This is a genomic window from Moorena sp. SIO3B2, assembly GCF_010692525.1.
Lineage (GTDB): Bacteria > Cyanobacteriota > Cyanobacteriia > Cyanobacteriales > Coleofasciculaceae > Moorena > Moorena producens.
In genome coordinates, this window is the sequence record NZ_JAAHHE010000037.1 from 1 (window position 1) to 13,745 (window position 13,745).

Consider the following 13,745-nt stretch of genomic DNA (forward strand, 5'->3'; position numbering starts at 1 on the left):
CTGCCATCAACTAATCCACGGAAGCAGACCGAAAGGTCAGGATATCTAGGAGCTGGGTGCGGTGAAAGTCGCACGCCCAGATTTGAAGGAGAGGTGCCCTGGGTAATACCAGGCATCGACTCTAACGAAGTCAGAAGTCAAAGGTGCGCTTTCCGTTCTCCGTAGGAGACGCGGGGCGCGAACGGCGAATTAAATTCGCCACGGGTCGCACCTAAAAGTCAGCGATTACTTACGTTTCGGAGTTTAGGAATGTCCTAACAGTAGCGCGTAGTGCTATACCCATTGGGGCTGATCTGGATGCCCTGTCGATTAAACAACAAAATGATCAGGTGCGACCCGTGGCGAATTTAATAATTAGATGCGGAAAGCCCACCTATGCCTTATCGGTCAAAGCATGATGGTCGAATTTATCGTTGCGGTCATGATCGACATACTCCGATCTGCTACAACAGGAGTTTGACAAAGTTGCTGCCAACTTGCTAGACTATACGTAGTCATAACGACTACGTATAAAATTGGCTTTCCTTGATAATTGGTAGCTTTCACGACAAAAAATCACAACTTAAGGTGCGACGCGAAGGTGCGACCCAAGGGCGCGAGCAATCCCTCGCGCCCTTGGAGGCGCGCACCTATAGCGAATTTAATTCTTAATGGGAAAGCGCACCTAACCTACTGAAACACTCAGCACTCAGCTTGGTTGACGGTTGACAGTCAACCAGACTAAGCACTCAGCAATCAGTACTCAGTACTAAGCACTCAGCAATCAGCACTATAGTTAAACAGAGGTTAGTGAGATGGTGAACATTGTTGGAATTAGTGGTAGTTTACGTCCTGAATCCTATAGCTATCAGGCTCTAGAGCATGCTATAGACCGAGTGAAAGCTAATGGTGTATCCACTGAAATCCTCGACTTGCGTCAGATGCAATTACCATTTTGCACTGGTGATAGTGACTATCCAGACTATCCAGATGTCACCCGATTACAGGAAACCGTGAAGCAAGCCGATGGCTTAATTCTGGCAACACCGGAATATCACGGTGGTGTGAGTGGTGTACTTAAAAATGCCCTAGATTTGATGAGTTTTGAACATCTCGAAGGGAAAGTTACCGGTTTGATTAGTGTATTGGGGGGTCAGTCTAATAGTAACGCTCTCAATGACCTACGGATAATTATGCGCTGGGTACATAGTTGGGTGATTCCAGAGCAGATTGCCATTGGTCAGGCTTGGAAAGCCTTTGGTGAAGATGGCAAGCTTTTGGATAAAAAACTCTCCGAGCGCTTCGATAAATTTGCTGAAAGTTTGGTAGCAAATACTCAGAAGTTAAGGTAAGCGCAAATCGGGTTAGGGACTTGGGTGTAAAAAAAATACCAATTAAAGTAGGGTGGGCAAAGTATAGCAATTTCGGGCTTTGCCCGACGCGGGGCGCGTTCGCGCCCCGCGTGGCCTACGGCCAAACGCGAACGGAGCAGCCAGTAGCGCTGCATCGCTTTGTCCCTCAAATTTGGAAATTTGGAAACACCATTACACCCATTGCCATAAAAACATTTATATAAAAAAAACTGGCTGTGTTGTGAAGGGTGTTACCCCTCACAGCACAACCAAGCTGATCATCAATTACGGCACAGGATGGCTGATTTGTGCGATCTGTTAGGTATATATTTATTAAAAAGGAATTTAGCATGGCTGTGTTGCCAGTTTGGCAGTAAATTAGATTTCCACTGCAATTACTCGAACACAAGCATCTACAAGTGTACCTAATTAGGAGTTATCTTAGGTACTGAGTCACCTGATAAGCAAATTAAATTATCCTTCTGAGTGTTGATGATTCCCCGTTGGCGAAGCTTTCCTATCAACCGAGTGACAGTCACGCGGGTGGAGCCAATGGCACTACCGATTTGTGCATGAGTTAAGGGAAATGGTAAGCAGTAACCTTGTTCACACGGTTCCCCGAACTCTTCAACCAATAATATGAGAAATCCCAAGAGCCGATCAATGGTTCGTCGCTGTCCTAAGGTACTCAGCCAGAGGAGTTTGCGTTGATGCTGAAGCCTAAATGCATCTAAGATCTCCCGTCGGAAGTGTGGCCAGTTGTCTAAGTCATCCCAGTACATCCATACCACAGCAGTTTGCTCAACGTGGGAGTAAGCCTGAAGTGTGAAGGGTGAAAGGGCAACAATTTCAAAGGGCTGACCGGCACCAATGAATCCTAAAAACGCTTCTTCCATATTCTGATGGGAGCATTGAGCTCCAGAAAAATTGGGGCTAGCGCTGACTTGAGAAGTACCCACCAAACGGATTGCCCCCCGCTCTACCAAATACAACAACCCAGGACGGGTAGGAATCCGCTCATCTTTGCTAAACGTCCTATAACGGTAGTGTTCCTGTCCCCAATCTAAGATCCTTTGCCAAGTTACAAAGGGTCGGGATGCCTCTAATGGGTCGGATGGTGAATACATAAGCTCCGAGCCTGATGGATACACAAGTTTATCTAGATCTTACATGGAGTCCAAAGTAACAAAAAATACCTTGAGAAGTAGCTCATGGCGCGTAAATTTGTCAGGTAATTCTGCTGCTCTGAGTACCCGATTACAACAACAGATATCGAGAGCAATAGTATATTCTGGTATTCCCCAGTTGATATTGGAAACGATTCCTTTAGAAAGGTGCTCAGATAATACTGGTGTAGCATATCGCTCAGCGATCGCTCTCAAGCTTTCTCGCGCCATGCAGCAAAGTCCTCTCGCCATTGCTCATCAGTTAACTGTATCTTTGCCAACCATAACTCAAGATGCTGGGAAACAAAACTTGATCGAATTCGAGGTTGAAGTAGCTCCCCCAGGCTGGATTAATTTTTGGCTGACAGATCAGGGGTTAGCAACTTGGTTACAAGATTGGATTCAACCTTCAACAGACACCCTGATTAGCTTTCGCCCTCAACAAGGTCAAAAGAATCTCTTGCCCTACTTAGAACTTACCACTCAGCACTCAGCACTCTTCTCACAAGATACTTCCAAGATCTTTAGAGTTCAGTATGCCCATGCTCGTTGCTGCTCACTCCTGGGCTTGGCTCATCGCCAGGGCTTAATCCAGATTCAGAGTATGGACTTGAAAACCTCTAAGGGACTCATAGTTGTGCCATATCCAATTCCCTGGTTAAAAGACGACTTAGGAAAAGGAACAAAGCAGCCGCTTATACAGTTGGTCCATCCAGCAGAAAGACTTTTGATTGGTCAAATCATGGACTTGACAGACTACTTTAGTGGAACTGAATCAAAGCATTGGCTAAAATTGGCAAGTTCTGTGAGCAATGCTTTTGAGCAGTTCTACCGTAGCTGTCGCATTTGGGGGGAGGTGAAACACCAGACCCCTAGGCTGGCTCAAGCAAGGTTAGGATTAGTGGGAGTAACTCAAGTAGTCTTGCGATCGCTTCTAGAAGACCAACTAGGTGTCCTTGCACCAGGTGAACTTTGACCGAAAAAAAAAATTTTGCCAAAGGGGTTGACAAATCCAGAAAGTTTTCGGTATATTTACGGATGTGTGAGGAGCGAACCAGTCAGGGAACCGAGACGAAACACGGCCAGTCGTCGGTTCCCTTTCTGATTTAATTGCCGGATTTAATTTTCTGATTTAATTGGCCGAGGCAGATACCGCCAGTAGCAAAGCTGGCTTGATGCCCAAAGGCGGGCTCTTTGACAAAAAAAATGGGTCTCAAGCCCCGTCCTTCGTTCGACGGCTTTTAATAAAATTACTAGAATAGAAGAGTGGCCTAACACAGACAGGATTCGTCGGTACTGTCATAACCTCACGACGTAAAGCGATGTTAGCACCTGAGGCGCGAAAAACCTCATTAAAAACGTATGGATCCTAACAAATACCGCAAACCAGTAAAGTAAACCTTAAAAGATAAAAAGTACCGTGGGGCACACGGAAACTGAGGAAACTCAACGCTTAGGGAGATAAGCCCACTGGGGTTAGTTAAATTAGGCTAGGTATTTGGTTCTTAAACGGATATTTGGCTTAAGTATTGCCTTTGACGGATAGCTAATTTTAAGGCATGTCGAGGAACTAAGAATCCCCGTCCATAAGCGGGCGGAGAGTGTCAACTAAGCCAATAATTGACCATTACCAATAGCCAGGGCTGGGATTGATGAGGCTGGGATTGGTGATAAGCCCAAAATTACCAGATAGGCAAGTATAGGAGTATTTCAGTTAAAGAAAATTAAGGTTGGCAAAATTTCCACAACGATCAGGGTAGGGTGGTGTTGGTAGCCTCATGTCATTGCCTTGACGGGTAACTAGGGCTTATTTTGTGTGTTGTTGCTTGTTTTTGTTTGTAATAGCTCCTTTGTCATCAGCCGGAAGTCCCTTGGCAGAAGAAATCACAAATGACCAATCACTAAGACCAATCACTAAGACCAATGACTAAAATCACGAATAGCTAAAGAACTGTTACAGTTCTTGACAAAGTAGCCAGACAGGTATGAAGTCGATGATAGCATTCCCTTGAATGCCTTATTTATAGACACGAGAAAAAAACTATGGCAGAAGAACTGACGGGACAAACTCCCATATTTGGTGGTAGCACTGGCGGATTGCTGACCAAAGCTGAAGTTGAAGAAAAATACGCTATCACCTGGACAAGCTCAAAAGAGCAAGTGTTTGAAATGCCTACTGGTGGGGCTGCCATCATGAATGAAGGGGAAAACTTGCTCTACTTAGCTCGTAAGGAACAGTGTCTGGCATTGGGAACCCAACTGCGGACGAAATTTAAGCCCAAAATCGAAGACTATAAAATTTACCGGGTTTATCCCAATGGTGAAATCCAGTTTCTGCATCCTGCAGATGGGGTATTCCCAGAGAAAGTCAACGAAGGGCGTCCCTATGCAGGGAAAATAGACCGCAATATTGGCAGCAACCCAGAACCTGCAACTATCAAGTTCAGTGGGAAGGCAGCTTACGAGGTTTAATTAATCAGTGATAAGGTAAAGGGGAAAAAGTTGAACGTTGTGACCAACAGTTTCAGCTGTTTGCCGAATTTTCAACCTTGAGCTGAGAAAGACCATGATTTTCCCAGATTTTTCCCAATTTTCAACCGTAGCTCAACAAGGTAATTTTGTACCGGTAACCCAGGAGTGGGTGGCGGATTTAGAAACGCCAGTTTCTGCCTGGTATAAGGTCTGTGCTGGTCAACCCTACAGCTTCTTGTTGGAATCGGTAGAAGGTGGTGAAAATCTGGGACGTTACAGTTTACTTGGTTGTGACCCCCTGTGGGTATTGGAAACTAGGGGAAATCGCACGACTCAGACCAACCGGGATGGGTCAGTAACAGTATTTGAGGGAGACCCCTTTGAAACCTTAGGGAATTGTCTGAAATCCTATCAACCTGTAAATTTACCCCAATTGCCGCCAGGAATTGGGGGTTTGTTCGGTTTCTGGGGTTATGAGTTAATTCGTTTTTGTGAATCCCGTGTGCCAATTTATCCTCTACAGTCCAATGACTTGCCCGATGGATTGTGGATGCAAGTGGACAACCTGATTATTTTTGATCAGGTCAAGCGTAAGATTTGGGTGATCGCTTATGCTGATTTACGACAGGCCCAAGGAGATTTAGAGGCAGCCTATCAAAAAGCATGCGATCGCGTTCGTACTCTGGTCAACAAACTGCAAGGGCAGCTCTTAGGTAAGGACACAGTACTCCCATGGACACCTCCAAATAGTGGTACTCAAGAACTGTCTTATATAAGCAATACAGACAAGTCCCAGTTTTGCGCTAATGTCGAAAAAGCGAAAGACTATATCCGAGCTGGGGATATCTTTCAGGTCGTATTATCCCAGCGCCTCTCGACAGAATACAAAGGTGACCCTTTTGCCCTTTACCGTTCCCTAAGGCTGATTAATCCCTCCCCCTACATGGCTTATTTTAATTTTGGGGACTGGCAAATCATTGGATCTAGCCCAGAGGTAATGGTTAAGGCAACAGCTTCCCCAGAGGAAAAAATCCAGGCAACGTTACGACCAATTGCTGGAACTCGACGTCGGGGTCAAACTCCTCAAGAAGACGAAGCTCTAGCTCAGGAGTTACTCGAAGATCCAAAGGAAATTGCCGAACACATTATGTTGGTTGACCTGGGTCGGAATGACCTGGGTCGTGTGTGCAAGAGTGGTACAGTCAGAGTGGATCAACTGATGCTCATTGAGCGCTACTCCCACGTCATGCACATTGTTAGCAATGTAGTAGGGGAGCTGGATGCTAGTAAAACAGCTTGGGATTTACTGAAAGCTTGTTTCCCTGCGGGGACAGTGAGTGGAGCCCCCAAAATTCGGGCAATGGAAATCATTCAGGAACTGGAACCAGAACGTCGCGGGCCTTACTCGGGTGTCTATGGCTGGTACGATTTTGAAGGTCAGCTCAATAGTGCGATCGCAATCCGGACTATGGTAGTTCGCCCATGTGGTTCTGGTAAACATACCGTGTCAGTGCAAGCTGGTGCTGGCTTGGTAGCAGATTCTGACCCAGAAAAAGAATATCAAGAAACCCTCAATAAAGCTAGAGGCTTACTAGAGGCTATCCGCTGTTTAGACTTTGAGCAGTAAGCTATCAGCTAGGCGCGCCCCTGCAGGGAACGGGACGATAGCTTACTGCTAAAATCGCCCCTAACCGCTAACCGCTAACTATTCCTTCACAGGGTTAACTAGAATCATGCTAGCTTCTTGCCGTCGGATAGCTACTTCTGTGGTGGAACCAACTCGAATGTGCAACGGTCCCCCAAACCAGGCTGAGCGCAACACTTGTACCTGTCGATTAGGAATAATGCCAATTGCTTCTAGTCGATTGGCGAGACCTTCGACTTGCAAACCTATCTGAACTTTCTCGATAATGGCAAGCTTTCCAGGTTTTAATTCGGCTAAAGTCATTTAATTAATTAATAATTGGTTTGAGAAAATTCCGATACTTTTTAGCTACCAAAGTCTACCAAAGGCAGACCTTAGCTCGCCAATGCAAGGTGATTTCTCACCCAGGGTGTATCTACCAAAGCATGGCCGTAGGCCACGCTGCGCGAACGAAGAAATATTCCACGAGCGCCATTTAGATCTCGTTCGCGAAGCGTGACCTTTGGTCAATCCATCTTTTGGCCATCAATTCCTGACTTGATGATTTTACTCGCGCCGATCTTGACTAATTCACCCCTCCAGCTAACAGTTTTGCTGGTATAGGCTTCACAAACATCAACAACAGTTTTACCCGTTTCAAATGCTTTATGCTTGAGGAACTCTTTGAACCTGTAGTGAGCAAAGGAGAGCATATTGCGAACGGTCTTTGATCGAATCTTCCGATCTTGTCGTTTTGACATTTGAGATGTCTCAAAGGTTGGAAGTAAGATTACATCAAAGTTGTCTACCAGAAACCTAGCGGCTTTGTGATGCAACTCGTTGATTAAATTCTGTATTCTAATAACTATCGGTCTAGCCGCTTTTCTCATTCGACGTTTCTGCTTACCTTTTGCCTTACTGATTTTTGAGATCAGATTATCCAAGTGGTGGCATAAACGCTGAATTCTGGAAAAGTCACCATGGCCGATCTTGCCTACATAATTTTCACGCTCATAATGTCAAAAAAGTCCTGACACCGGTATCAAGAGCAACTACCTTACCTTGGTTCTCGGTTTTATTTCTAGTTACTTTGTGGGGAACTACCAGGTAATAGTCCCCATTGGTGCTAGTTAATCGACAGTCACAGATCTGATCCGGTAGTGTTTCAGCAAAGGTTAATTTACCTAATTTAGTGTGATAAATACCTTTGACTGAAACAGCCGACTTTGGAATGTAGCAAGACTGAAAAGGGTTCTTCCTAGAACGAAAACGAACTCGATTAATTTGCCCACTTTTATTGTACTTTTTTTTAGCTTCCTTTACCGCAGTGCAAGCATCCTTAATCCCTATAGATTTAATTTGATAAGGGACTTCCTTACACCATTCAGGGAGGCTATTTAAGATGTCAGTTTTGATGGCTTTCCAGTTAGCTTTAACCTCGCCATCCTTAAGTATTTCGACGGTTCTGTTAAACACATAACGGGACACTCCAAACCACTGGCGAATAGTTGCACGTTGATCAGCGTTTAGGAATAGTCGGATCTTCTTTGATTTTTGAACCGTACTTTCATTGTCCGTGGACTCTACAAGAGAAGACGTGAATGATGGACAGAAGATTGACCTTTGGTCATGGTTCGCGAGCGGCGGTAAGTTCTCATTCTAGACAACTTTTAGTGTCGTTGAGAACCACGAGTTTTCCACCGTTGAGACTGACCGGAGATGAAACCTTAGAGTAGTGCAGCCTTACTACAAAACCTTTACCCTATGCTGCATAATTTACCAACTATAAAGGCTGCACTACTCTTACGGTAACTTCTAACCAAGTATTCAAAGAGTTCAAACCCAAACCGGGTAAGTCTGTCTCTACAGGCAACAATAATTGTGAGCTTATCGCCCCGCATAAGTCGTTCCAGTATGGTTTTAAGCCCTTTGCGTTTGTAGTTGAGACCTGACTCGATGTCTTGGATGATTTCCGCTTCTGGGTACAGGGAATGCAGATCAGCGACCTGTCGATCAAGGTGATCCCACTGTTTTCTGCTGCTGAGGAGGCAGTAACAGATAGTAGCAGTTTGAGCCATGGGTACTTTTCCGAGGCTGAGTAAGCTTTCCGTGTCAAAGAGCCGGTAGCCGCTTGGGATTCGTTCACATTTGATCGTGCCATTGTCGGCATATTTCCGAAGAGTATTTTTGGAAAGTCCCGTCAGTTCGACCGCCTTACGGAGTGGTATTAGTGCCATCACTATAGTCTACCGAACCTTAGTAGATTTTGGTAGACTATATGACACTTTTAGTAACTGTCCACTAACCTTACTCTCTTGCTTAGCTATCGGCTTTCGCCGACCCTGCGCGATCAGAAACTCTTGTCTCCAGTCAGAGTTAAGAGGACCATACTCCACTAGCAATCTTTTGCAGTGGCGCTAGATGAGGTGTCAGGCATAGGAAATAGGCAAAAACTGCCCCGCCACAAGCACCAAGGAAGAAACCACTGGCAAATTCACTCCAGCCTTCTTTAGTTCCTAAGTCTTCTGGTGGATTGGGTGTGGTCAATGTTGCCTTAGGTTTGCCGGAGCCAGCCGCTCCATAAATAGATAAAGCAACTGTCAGAAGAGCCACTAAGCCAACTGTTGCCAGTAAACCAGCTGTGCTGGCATACTCTGTCCCACGCAACGGACCTAGTAAGGCAAACGGTCCATACAGAAAGTAGCCATGAGCCATACCAACTTCTAGACCCCGGCGATTGGCTGATAGCCCTTGACGGTAGGCTGGCAAGTTGTTGATGAAAGCTTTTGTGAAAGCAGAGGAATTAATTGGGGTGGCTAGATTACCCACTTGGGGATCTCCACCATGGTTAATTACATCCATCGTCATTGTAAATTTATCTCCTATCAAATCGGATAAACCCCTTGAGTAATCATACTTTAGGGGGGAGAAAAGGAACTGAAAGAATCAGCGCGAGTAATCGTCGCTGAGAAGCGCATCCTCTCGTAACGAATTATACGAGATATTGTTCTTTTTATTAACCTTTTTAGTCAATGGCAAAAATTTTAGCTTTAGTTCTTTACCGTAATATAACCTTTGTAAAACCATTGTAATCACCTAAAACCAAGGGTTTTGATGACTAACCCCCTTTCAGTCTCTTTGGTTTTTGTAACAAAAAGTAATTAATTTTTGTAAAGAATTTCGGTCAACTTTTGTTAAAAATCTTAATAATTATCCGACTGGCATAAACTTTCCAGTAATCTGAGCCATTGAAGAAACTGGGTCGTTGGTATAAGGGCAGGTTGGGATAACCCCTCCCATGCTACGAGGTGAAACGGGAAGTTAACCCAAATTGAATGGAGTTGTGTGCTTTTGTCTAGGTCAACGACAGGTGTTGATGTCAATAGAGGGATGGCAGACTGATTAGAATTGACTCTATCAAAGACTCAGCAAGGGCAGAAGCAATCATCAGGTTTTTGCCACAGGTTGTATGGGAAATTCCGAGGTAGATCTTGGTATTTCATAGTCCTGAAGCGTGATAGGATTAACTTGTCGAAAAAATCGATAGTAATCTACCCCTCTAGTAAGCGGGTATCTGCCGTGTTCCAGTCATCTGGATAACAGTGCTGGCTCTTTAAATATAGAGCAAAGCCCTGGCTCGGCAGTGTAAGACCGAGACTTACTTAGGTAGGTAGAGGCTTGCTTGAGATCAAACCGGCAACCAACACCATTCTTAATTGGGTTGGTGTGGTAAAAGGTTAGTAAACAGCTAGAGAAAATGTCGCAGAGTCTACCAAAAACTCTGATTATTTGTTAGACTTAAATTAGGGTAACACCGACAGGGATTATTATGTAACTTAAATTAAAGCCGAAAACCAAGGGTTTAATAGTTGCGCTCTCTATCCCGGTGGAACGAACTTTTTTGACATTTTTATGGCGCTCGCGGGATATTCCGTCAGAGCGGAGATACCCCCTAGATGCGAAAGCATCTTGCATTGGCGGGCCTTGGTCTATCTTGGTAGACTTTGGTAGCTAAAAAGTATCGGTTCAACTTGTTACTGTATTAATAGGCAAATAGGAAAATAAGATATGACAGGCGCATACGCAGCTTCTTTCTTACCAACGATGCTAGTCCCCTTCATAGGCTTAGTTATGCCTACTGTAGTTTTGGGACTTTTGTTTATCCACATTGAAAGCGACGCTGACTAAACAAGCTAGAAGTCCTGCAGGATACCAGCCCCCTTTTTTCAAGGGAGTATCGGTGAGAGTGGGACTCAATCATGGGGGTTGACTCCCGAGAAAGGGTGATCAATCCCCACATCCCTAGGGTTTTGGGCTATGCTTTTCGATTAGAGCACTCGTTAAGGCTTAGAGGGCTTTACAGTCTTCTGAGCAGGTTTGGGCTTAGGAGTTCGCCGATAACTCTTAAACTGACTAATCCCAGCACTGGCGGATTTAACCACATTACTATCTGGATCCCTTAATGCCCTTTCAAGCAAGGGTATAACTTTTTCAGATTTAATATTACTCAGGGCTTCAACAGCAGACTGTCGCACGGATGGTTGGGGATCTTGAATCAATTTGCCGATCAGCGGTATGGCCTGTTGAATTTCGGCTCTGAGTCCAAGACCCGCAGCAATTTTACCCAAGGCTGATGCAATTGAGCCCCGAATAAGGCTTTCAGGATGATTGATGTACTTACTTAACTGGGGAATATCCCTGGCTTGAGCATAATTTCCCAAAGCAGTTATGGTTTCATCCAAGTCCTGATCACTTTGGCTGGACTGATCAGTAATACTTGGGGTTTCTGTCAGCATTGTTTGCTCTGGCTGACTCGGCTCAGGCAACATTTCGTCCTTGACCACTGGTTGAGGCTCGTCTTGATTTGTTTCTGCCTCTTGTAATAATTCGACTAATTCATTACCAGTTTGCGCTGAAGTTTCCTCTGTTTCATCTAGGTTATTAACCTCGTCTGGTATTGGGGATTTATGAGCTTGTTCTAATTCAGCAATTTTTTGATGGGCTAACTCTAAATCAGCCTGATATTTCGCTTCCAAAGATTGCAGCTCTTGGCGAAAATTAGACTCAAGTTCTTCCTTTAACTGATGGGTAGCTTGTGTCAATTGTTCTTGATATTTTGCTTCCGAGGATTGGACAGTTTCCAGAAGACTAGCATCAAGTTGTTGCTTCAGCTCATTAGTGGTTTGGGTTAACTGAGCCTGATAATTTTCCTGTAAAGATTCGGCAGGAGCAGCAGCAGATTGCAGCTCTTGGCGAAAATTAGACTCAAGTTCTTCCTTTAACTGATGGGTAGCTTGTGTCAATTGTTCTTGATATCTTGCTTCCGAGGATTGGACAGTTTCCAGAAGACTAGCATCAAGTTGTTGCTTCAGCTCATTAGTGGTTTCGGTTAACTGAGCCTGATAATTTTCCTGTAAAGATTGGGCAGGAGGAGCAGGGCTAGACTCTAACTGCTGTTTGACTTCGGCAATTTTATGATTTAACTGCTCTCGATAACTTTCTTGCAGAGCTTGAGAACTTTGTTGTACCCTAGTCTCATACTTATTTTGAAAAACTTCTAATTTTCTGTCGGTTTGTTCGGATAGAAAATCCAGTTTATTTTGCAGTACAAAAAATACGATTGCCCCAACAACGGCTGCTGCAAGTATAGCTACAATAAGAATAATAATTGGGTTCATGAGGGCTCCTCTTGGGGTTGATATTTAGTTGATTTTATCTGAAAGTGTGCCTGAAGACAGGGTTGTTGGGCAATAGCTTAAGGCGTCTGAAATCTTAAAAATTTGTAGAAATGGCCTGAACAGGGCAAGTGGGGATACACTGCTCACAGACAATGCAACGCGATCGCTTAAACTTCAGTCTGAATGTCTCTGGCTCAAGAATCAGGGCTTGAGTGGGACAAACCCCAGTACATAAGCCACAATCGACACAACTATCCTCATCAATCAAAATCTCGCGACTTAGCAGGGAAACATCAATGTTTTGCGTCCGCATCCACTCAATCGCAGCATCCAACTCATCAATGTCGCCAGATAACTCTAGCACAAGTTTGCCGATTTGATTGGGAGCAACTTGGGCCCGGATAATATTGGCAGCCACATTAAAATCCTTTGCCAGTCGGTAAGCCACCGGCATCTGAATCGCCCGTCGGGGAAAGGTCAGGGTTACCCGTTTTTTCATTGTGATTTGTCAAACTTTATCAGTAGGCCAGTAAAAATAAACGTAACATTTGCACTTGTTTACAGTTCACTGTCAACAGTCAGCCGTCAACCGTCAACAAAAAACGTTTGAATCTAATCTACTTCTAAGTTACTCAGAAGTTACGCCCCAAACCCTACTATTGCTGGATTTATAACGAGAAACCGGGTTTTAAGGCTGTTGGTGCCTAAGTCTTGTTGTTGTAAAATGTAAACAATTATAAAGTTGTACCAAGAAAGTTGTAGCAAGATGGCTATTAATTCACCAGACTCAACTACACCATCATCCTCCCCTTCAGTACCCACTAGTGGCAGCCGGATCAGAAACTTTTTAATTGCCCTAGTAGCGATCGCACTGGGTATTGCCCTATTCTTGGGATTAAAAACTGAGACTAGTCTCGGTTCCTTGGAAGCCCAAGCCGAAGCATCTACCCCTCTAGAGGTTGCACTGAGCAATGGCAAGCCAACCTTGATGGAGTTTTATGCAAACTGGTGTACCAGCTGTCAAGCCATGGCAAAGGATTTGGGTGAAGTGAAACAGCAGTATAAAACCAAAGTCAATTTTGTCATGCTGAATGTGGATAACAGCAAGTGGTTACCAGAACTGGTCAAGTATCGAGTAGATGGTATTCCTCATTTTGTGTTTTTTGATGAAGCCAGCACAGTGATCGCCCAAACTATTGGAGAACAACCCCGTCAAGTACTCGAAGCTAACTTAGATGCAATAGTAACCCATGTGCCATTACCCTATAGCCAAGCTAGTGGTACGGTTTCGGATATTGACGATTCCCTATCAATTACAATAACGAATCAAGATGATCCTCGTAGCCATGGTAGTCAGGTAAAAGGCACAAGGTAAAAGGCACAAGGTAAAAGGCAACAAGCTTGCATAGAATTTCTTAAGATTTTTGCAGCTTTATTTCCCCTTTTGGCCTTTGGCTTTAGCCCTTGAAGCTGA

The 13,745-nt window shown here is 44.5% G+C and carries 15 protein-coding genes and 1 pseudogene; 7 read left to right on the forward strand and 9 right to left on the reverse strand.

The annotated features are described in order from the left end of the window. Nucleotides 1-794 precede the first annotated feature (794 nt). Nucleotides 795-1,331 carry an NADPH-dependent FMN reductase gene (locus F6K38_RS11695; RefSeq protein ID WP_008189403.1) on the forward strand — a complete coding sequence of 179 codons (537 nt, stop codon included), beginning with the start codon at nt 795-797 and terminating at the stop codon, nt 1,329-1,331. A 425-nt stretch (nt 1,332-1,756) separates the two neighbouring features. Here the strand turns inward: F6K38_RS11695 and F6K38_RS11700 are convergent, their stop codons facing one another. After that, on the reverse strand, nt 1,757-2,458 hold the full coding sequence (locus F6K38_RS11700) for a Crp/Fnr family transcriptional regulator (RefSeq protein ID WP_008189404.1): 702 nt from the start codon (nt 2,456-2,458) through the stop codon (nt 1,757-1,759). 70 nt (nt 2,459-2,528) lie between these two features. Here F6K38_RS11700 and F6K38_RS11705 point away from each other — a divergent pair, with 70 nt between their 5' ends. From F6K38_RS11705 to trpE, 3 genes are all read left to right on the forward strand, one after another. Then, on the forward strand, nt 2,529-3,473 hold the full coding sequence (locus tag F6K38_RS11705; RefSeq protein WP_161603198.1) for a DALR anticodon-binding domain-containing protein: 945 nt from the start codon (nt 2,529-2,531) through the stop codon (nt 3,471-3,473). Nucleotides 3,474-4,540: 1,067 nt separating this feature from the next. After that, complete coding sequence (locus tag F6K38_RS11710; RefSeq protein WP_008189408.1) at nt 4,541-4,969, forward strand: photosystem I reaction center subunit II PsaD; 429 nt, start codon at nt 4,541-4,543, stop codon at nt 4,967-4,969. 94 nt (nt 4,970-5,063) lie between these two features. Further along, complete coding sequence (gene trpE, locus F6K38_RS11715) at nt 5,064-6,596, forward strand: anthranilate synthase component I (RefSeq protein WP_008189413.1); 1,533 nt, start codon at nt 5,064-5,066, stop codon at nt 6,594-6,596. Between the two features lie 78 nt (nt 6,597-6,674). Here trpE and F6K38_RS11720 read toward each other — a convergent pair whose 3' ends face one another. From F6K38_RS11720 to F6K38_RS43300, 4 genes and pseudogenes are all read right to left on the reverse strand, one after another. Beyond that, entirely contained in the window at nt 6,675-6,917 is a 243-nt protein-coding gene (locus F6K38_RS11720; protein ID WP_008189415.1) for a FeoA family protein, read from the reverse strand. A 203-nt stretch (nt 6,918-7,120) separates the two neighbouring features. Next, nucleotides 7,121-7,483 (reverse strand): zinc ribbon domain-containing protein, encoded by a 363-nt coding sequence (locus F6K38_RS11725; protein ID WP_229414748.1) that lies wholly within the window; start codon nt 7,481-7,483, stop codon nt 7,121-7,123. Nucleotides 7,484-7,604: 121 nt separating this feature from the next. Continuing rightward, nucleotides 7,605-8,069, reverse strand: coding sequence for a hypothetical protein (locus F6K38_RS11730; RefSeq protein ID WP_008189419.1), 465 nt, complete (start codon nt 8,067-8,069; stop codon nt 7,605-7,607). Nucleotides 8,070-8,093: 24 nt separating this feature from the next. Then, nucleotides 8,094-8,210 (reverse strand): annotated as a pseudogene (locus F6K38_RS43300) (RNA-guided endonuclease TnpB family protein); the annotation flags it as partial. On the opposite strand from F6K38_RS43300, the gene F6K38_RS11735 reads away from it, so the two are divergent. Next, complete coding sequence (locus tag F6K38_RS11735; protein WP_267872107.1) at nt 8,195-8,329, forward strand: hypothetical protein; 135 nt, start codon at nt 8,195-8,197, stop codon at nt 8,327-8,329. The pseudogene F6K38_RS43300 and the gene F6K38_RS11735 overlap by 16 nt on opposite strands. 21 nt (nt 8,330-8,350) lie before the next feature. On the opposite strand, the gene F6K38_RS11740 is transcribed toward F6K38_RS11735, so the two are convergent. Then, entirely contained in the window at nt 8,351-8,830 is a 480-nt protein-coding gene (locus F6K38_RS11740; RefSeq protein WP_008189421.1) for a recombinase family protein, read from the reverse strand. 139 nt (nt 8,831-8,969) lie between these two features. Continuing rightward, nucleotides 8,970-9,461, reverse strand: a complete 492-nt coding sequence (locus tag F6K38_RS11745; protein ID WP_044495154.1) for a photosystem I reaction center protein subunit XI — start codon at nt 9,459-9,461, stop codon at nt 8,970-8,972. A 1,200-nt stretch (nt 9,462-10,661) separates the two neighbouring features. Here F6K38_RS11745 and F6K38_RS11750 point away from each other — a divergent pair. Continuing rightward, nucleotides 10,662-10,781: a photosystem I reaction center subunit VIII gene (locus F6K38_RS11750; RefSeq protein ID WP_071986957.1), complete on the forward strand. Its 120-nt coding sequence runs from the start codon at nt 10,662-10,664 to the stop codon at nt 10,779-10,781. 152 nt (nt 10,782-10,933) lie between these two features. Here F6K38_RS11750 and F6K38_RS11755 read toward each other — a convergent pair whose 3' ends face one another. Both F6K38_RS11755 and F6K38_RS11760 read right to left on the reverse strand, forming a co-directional pair. Next, nucleotides 10,934-12,271, reverse strand: coding sequence for a HEAT repeat domain-containing protein (locus tag F6K38_RS11755; RefSeq protein WP_008189425.1), 1,338 nt, complete (start codon nt 12,269-12,271; stop codon nt 10,934-10,936). 94 nt (nt 12,272-12,365) lie between these two features. After that, nucleotides 12,366-12,770, reverse strand: coding sequence for an NIL domain-containing protein (locus tag F6K38_RS11760; RefSeq protein ID WP_008189427.1), 405 nt, complete (start codon nt 12,768-12,770; stop codon nt 12,366-12,368). 267 nt (nt 12,771-13,037) lie between these two features. Here F6K38_RS11760 and F6K38_RS11765 point away from each other — a divergent pair, with 267 nt between their 5' ends. Further along, complete coding sequence (locus tag F6K38_RS11765) at nt 13,038-13,646, forward strand: thioredoxin family protein (protein ID WP_008189429.1); 609 nt, start codon at nt 13,038-13,040, stop codon at nt 13,644-13,646. Nucleotides 13,647-13,745: the final 99 nt, after the last annotated feature.

Excerpts from the sequence above, each read along its gene's own strand:
- F6K38_RS11695 (WP_008189403.1), top strand. The coding sequence starts at position 795 with ATGGTGAACATTGTTGGAATTAGTGGTAGTTTACGTCCTGAATCCTAT.
- F6K38_RS11700 (WP_008189404.1), bottom strand. The coding sequence starts at position 2,458 with ATGTATTCACCATCCGACCCATTAGAGGCATCCCGACCCTTTGTAACT.
- F6K38_RS11710 (WP_008189408.1), top strand. The coding sequence starts at position 4,541 with ATGGCAGAAGAACTGACGGGACAAACTCCCATATTTGGTGGTAGCACT.
- trpE (WP_008189413.1), top strand. The coding sequence starts at position 5,064 with ATGATTTTCCCAGATTTTTCCCAATTTTCAACCGTAGCTCAACAAGGT.
- F6K38_RS11720 (WP_008189415.1), bottom strand. The coding sequence starts at position 6,917 with ATGACTTTAGCCGAATTAAAACCTGGAAAGCTTGCCATTATCGAGAAA.
- F6K38_RS11725 (WP_229414748.1), bottom strand. The coding sequence starts at position 7,483 with ATGAGAAAAGCGGCTAGACCGATAGTTATTAGAATACAGAATTTAATC.
- F6K38_RS11735 (WP_267872107.1), top strand. The coding sequence starts at position 8,195 with ATGATGGACAGAAGATTGACCTTTGGTCATGGTTCGCGAGCGGCGGTA.
- F6K38_RS11740 (WP_008189421.1), bottom strand. The coding sequence starts at position 8,830 with ATGGCACTAATACCACTCCGTAAGGCGGTCGAACTGACGGGACTTTCC.
- F6K38_RS11745 (WP_044495154.1), bottom strand. The coding sequence starts at position 9,461 with ATGACGATGGATGTAATTAACCATGGTGGAGATCCCCAAGTGGGTAAT.
- F6K38_RS11750 (WP_071986957.1), top strand. The coding sequence starts at position 10,662 with ATGACAGGCGCATACGCAGCTTCTTTCTTACCAACGATGCTAGTCCCC.
- F6K38_RS11755 (WP_008189425.1), bottom strand. The coding sequence starts at position 12,271 with ATGAACCCAATTATTATTCTTATTGTAGCTATACTTGCAGCAGCCGTT.
- F6K38_RS11760 (WP_008189427.1), bottom strand. The coding sequence starts at position 12,770 with ATGAAAAAACGGGTAACCCTGACCTTTCCCCGACGGGCGATTCAGATG.
- F6K38_RS11765 (WP_008189429.1), top strand. The coding sequence starts at position 13,038 with ATGGCTATTAATTCACCAGACTCAACTACACCATCATCCTCCCCTTCA.